Below are 4015 nucleotides of genomic sequence, written 5' to 3'. Positions count from 1 at the left end.
CCGCAGAAGCTGATCGCAAACCAGATCATCGCAGGCACCGGCCCGCTTATGCCTACCATGCCGAAAAGATTGGCTAAATTTAAAAGCAGCAAAAATATTACCGCAAGCGCGATCAGCGCGGATCTGATCATCTATCGCGCCTTGCGCCATCCGCGGAATTTTCGTTCGAGCATAGCTTGGAATTTTCACCGCCCTGATTGAAATTTTGCGCGGAATTTTCGTCTGCGCTACCTTCACCCGCGCCGCCGTTTAAAATTTTAAAATTTTTGTCGGAATTTTCATCGGCGCCGCTCGCGAAATTTTCACCGAGGTCGCCACTGGAGTTTAAAATTTTATCCTCGCTTTGAGAATTTGAAATTTCGCCGCTTTCTTTGGAATTTTCGCTCTCGCTGCTATCTAAATCTTTAGAGCCTCCGTCCGCAGAATTTTTATAAGCTTTGTTTGAAAATCTTTTGTGCCTGATCTGCAGATAAAAGACAAAGGCGACGAACGCCACCGCGGTGATCGCGATGTAGTAGCGGTTTTCGAAGAGCAGCACGCCCTCCACTAGCCCTGAAAACAGCGCCAGCAGCGAGGCGGTAAGAAACGGAAAGCGCACGAGCTCCTTTTCGCCGATCGCTAAGGCGATGAGCGCGACGCCGAATATCGTGGCATTTAGCAGTGCGCCTAGGATTTTGATCTCAGAAAAAAGGTTCGGATTTACGCGCGAAGTGACGTAGAGTGCGAGCGCGACGGCTGCGAAAAGCAGGATCAAAAATACGATTTTTTTCATTTTGGACCTTTTAAATTTTATCTTTAAATTTACGATTCAGCTGCACCTTTAATGCATATACAGCGCAGGCATCGGCGCATTGCAACTGCCGCGTTCGCGGCATTATGTAAATATCGCCGCTCTGCGAACATGGCGCGAAATTTTAGGGCGCGACCGTGCTGTTTTAAGCGCGACTGGCGCAATATACACGCTCATAACTTAAAGCGCAATCCTAATTGCGCGGACGCGGTTTAAAACACGACTTGCGTTAGCGCGACCAAATCGCTATTTTCGCGCGGTTTAAATGTGATTCTGTCGGTAAATTTTACTACCAGCCGCACTCTGCTGCGTAGAGCAGCGCCAAGTCCGTGCTTTAAAATTTTAGCCGAGCCGCATTAAAATCCGCGTCTAAGCCGTATGCGTCCTCAGCTCGCATATGCCGCAAGACGCTCCGCAAAATTTACCCGCTCGCAGTAAATATTTGACACGCGAGCGAAATTTGCATGCAAGCGCCGCATGTTTTGCTTTAAATTTAGCGCGGCGGGTTTTAAATTTTAAATTTACCGCCTTCGCGCTGTGTTTATTGCAAGATCTGTGCCGCTCACCCAACTTATATCCGCGGAGCAAATCTCGCGCCGAAATAAAATTTTATCTCGCTCGTAAAATCGCAGCGCGTAAAATTTCATCACTTGTTTTTCTGAAAGTATGCATCCACGCCGTTTGCGATACCCTGAGCGATGCGGTCCTGATAGGCGCTTTTGCCTAAATTTTTACCCTCCTGCGGGTGCGTGATGTAGCCCATCTCCACGAGCACCGCGGGCATCGTAGCGCCCACCAGCACCCAAAACGGCGCCTCGCGCACGCCTCCGTCTCTGCTTGAGAAGCTCTTTTTGACCGAGCTTAGCATATAGCTTTGAATATCGATGGCAAGCTTGTTTGAGGATATTATCTTCTCGCGATTTAAGAAATTTAAAAAGGTCTGCTTCGAGAAGGTATTCATATCCTCCAAATCGCCCCTATTTTCGAGCGCGGCGGCGTTTTTACTGCGTTCGCTTCTAGCCGGGCTTAAGAAAAAGGTCTCCACGCCGCTCATTTTAAGTGCTGAGCTAGCGTTAGGAGCGGCATTTGCGTGGATCGAAATAAACATATCGGCGTTTTTTTTAGCGGCGAAAGCAGTGCGCGATCGTAGATTTATAAAAATGTCGGTGCTGCGCGTGTAAAGCACTCTGTAGCCGCGCTTTTGAAGCAACGCGCCAAGCTTTTTGGATGTGGCTAGCACGACGTTTTTTTCCTTCAGTCCGTTTCCGACCGCGCCCGAATCGCTGCCGCCGTGACCCGGATCGATTACGATGAGCTTGCCTTTGGTCGATTTGTAAATTTTACCGGCGGCCACGGAGGTCGATTTGGCGCCCCTTGATTCCTCTATCGTGCTGATTTGCGGCTCGCTATCTTGCTCGCGCCCGCGCTTGTGCCCTGATTTTTGATCTCTGTTTTTTTCTGCGCGCGCGGCTTTTGCGGCTTTTAAGCCTTCAGCTGTACTTAAAATCATCATATTGCCGCTAATTTCAACGTTTGCGTTAAATTCTTTCGGGTCGCTAAGTACGATGCGCACGGTCTTATCGTTGTATTGTGAGACGCGTACATCGCTAACGAAGCTATCTTTAAGCCGCGTTTTTTGTGACTTTTGCCGTGCGCTAAAATCAATCACGAAGCGAAAATTATCGCTACTTGCGATCGTAAAATCTTTATAATCGCCGCGCTTTAGATCGCGGTTAAACTCAAGCACGATCTCATCCCCATCGCCGCGCAGCGATGCTAGAGCGAGTTTGGCATCGGAGGAGGATTTTTTTACGCTGCTTTTGCGAAGCTCAGAATCTAATCGCTCGGTCGCAGCACTATCTGCAGAATTATGCGCTTGCGAGGGCTCGTTAGTTTCTACGGGATTTTCGCTCGCGTCGTTGCTACGCGCATCGTCTGTTAAATTTTGTGCGTCGTCTGCGCCGCGGGGCCTAGTCGAGCGTAAGAATTCCAAATCCTCACTAGATAGCGAGCTTAGATCGGCTTCTTCTGGCGCGCGCGTATTTTTGAGATTTTTGGAAGTGGAATTTTTTGAATTTTTAGAATTTTTGGAGGCGGAGGCTTTGGGGCTATGCGCTAAATTTGAAGCGTTTTTCTCGTCCGAGCTTTTGGAATTTTTTGCGTTTTCATCTTTGAGCTTTTTAGAATTCGCGCTGCTATCGCTTACTTTGCCCTGTAATTTGGCTAGCGTAGATTCATAAGGCGAGGAGTCGAGTCCTAAATTTTTCGAGCTGTAAACCAGTCTCTTTAGCGCTTTGATGCGGACCTCTTTATCGGACGCGCCTTGGTAGAGCGATTTTAGCTCCTTGTGCAGCGAGCGCTTGTAATTCGGCGTCGCTACGATGAAATCCTTATCGAATTTCGCAAAAAATGCCTCGCTGGAAGCTCCAAACGCCAATACGCAGCTAAAAGCCGCGATTAGAAAAATTTTAACTATCTTCGCCATTTACAAGTTTTTCTATCAATTCCTTCACGGATATGATCTCGTTTAATCGCCAGCCGTTCGCGCCGGTAAAAAACAGACCGCTTTGCGTTTTGCCCAGATACGCGTCGCTTAGGCGGTCGGCGATGCAGTATCCTACGGCGTTAGCGCCTTTGCCGCGCTCGCAAGGGCTTACGCAGTTGCTGATACAGCGGATTTTAGGCGCCGTGCCTGCGGCGATCATATCTTGCAGATTGGTATGAATGCCGCGCGCGGGATAGCCTACGGGCGATTTTAGAAGCTCGATATCTTCTTTTTTGGCATTAAGAAGCACCTGCTTAAATTCCTCCGCGGCGTCGCATTCAAAGGTGCCGATGAAGCGCGTACCCATCTGTACGCCATCCGCACCCAAAGATTTCACGCGATCGATGTCGGTTTTATCCCAAATTCCGCCTGCGACAAAGAGCGGGAAGCTGCCCCATTGCGAGATTTCCGCTTTTACTTGCGGAATCAGATTATCCAGCGCAAACGCCGGATCGCCGCACTGCTCGTAGGTAAAGCCCTGATGTCCGCCGCTAAGAGGGCCTTCGAGCACTACGGCATCAGGAATTCTGTCGTAGCGCTGCTTCCAACGCTTGGCGATGATCTTAAGAGCCTTGGCGGAGGAGACGATAGGCACGAGCGCGACGTCCGGGAAATCGGCTGTAAATTCCGGCAGATTGGTAGGAAGCCCCGCGCCGCTAATGATGATGTCGATGCCGGCC

3 protein-coding genes are annotated in these 4015 nt (G+C 49.6%); all 3 read right to left on the bottom strand.

Annotated elements, in window-relative coordinates; all coding sequences use genetic code 11:
* Positions 1-127: 127 nt before the first annotated feature.
* Positions 128-772: a hypothetical protein gene (locus Q0238_RS06985; protein WP_297944355.1), complete on the bottom strand. Its 645-nt coding sequence runs from the start codon at positions 770-772 to the stop codon at positions 128-130.
* A gap of 664 nt (positions 773-1436) precedes the next feature.
* A complete protein-coding gene (locus Q0238_RS06980) occupies positions 1437-3275 on the bottom strand; it encodes an N-acetylmuramoyl-L-alanine amidase (protein ID WP_297944352.1) in 1839 nt (612 codons plus the stop codon).
* On the bottom strand, positions 3259-4015 hold a 757-nt coding region (locus Q0238_RS06975; RefSeq protein WP_297944350.1), incomplete at its 5' end, for a nitronate monooxygenase family protein. The genes Q0238_RS06980 and Q0238_RS06975, both read right to left, overlap by 17 nt.

Source organism: uncultured Campylobacter sp. (genome assembly GCF_938045775.1).
In the GTDB taxonomy this organism is placed as follows: domain Bacteria; phylum Campylobacterota; class Campylobacteria; order Campylobacterales; family Campylobacteraceae; genus Campylobacter_B.
Note: the sequence above shows the minus strand (reverse complement) of the source record. Positions and strands in the feature narration are given on the sequence as shown.

Excerpts from the sequence above, each read along its gene's own strand:
- Q0238_RS06980 (WP_297944352.1), bottom strand. The coding sequence starts at position 3,275 with ATGGCGAAGATAGTTAAAATTTTTCTAATCGCGGCTTTTAGCTGCGTA.
- Q0238_RS06985 (WP_297944355.1), bottom strand. The coding sequence starts at position 772 with ATGAAAAAAATCGTATTTTTGATCCTGCTTTTCGCAGCCGTCGCGCTC.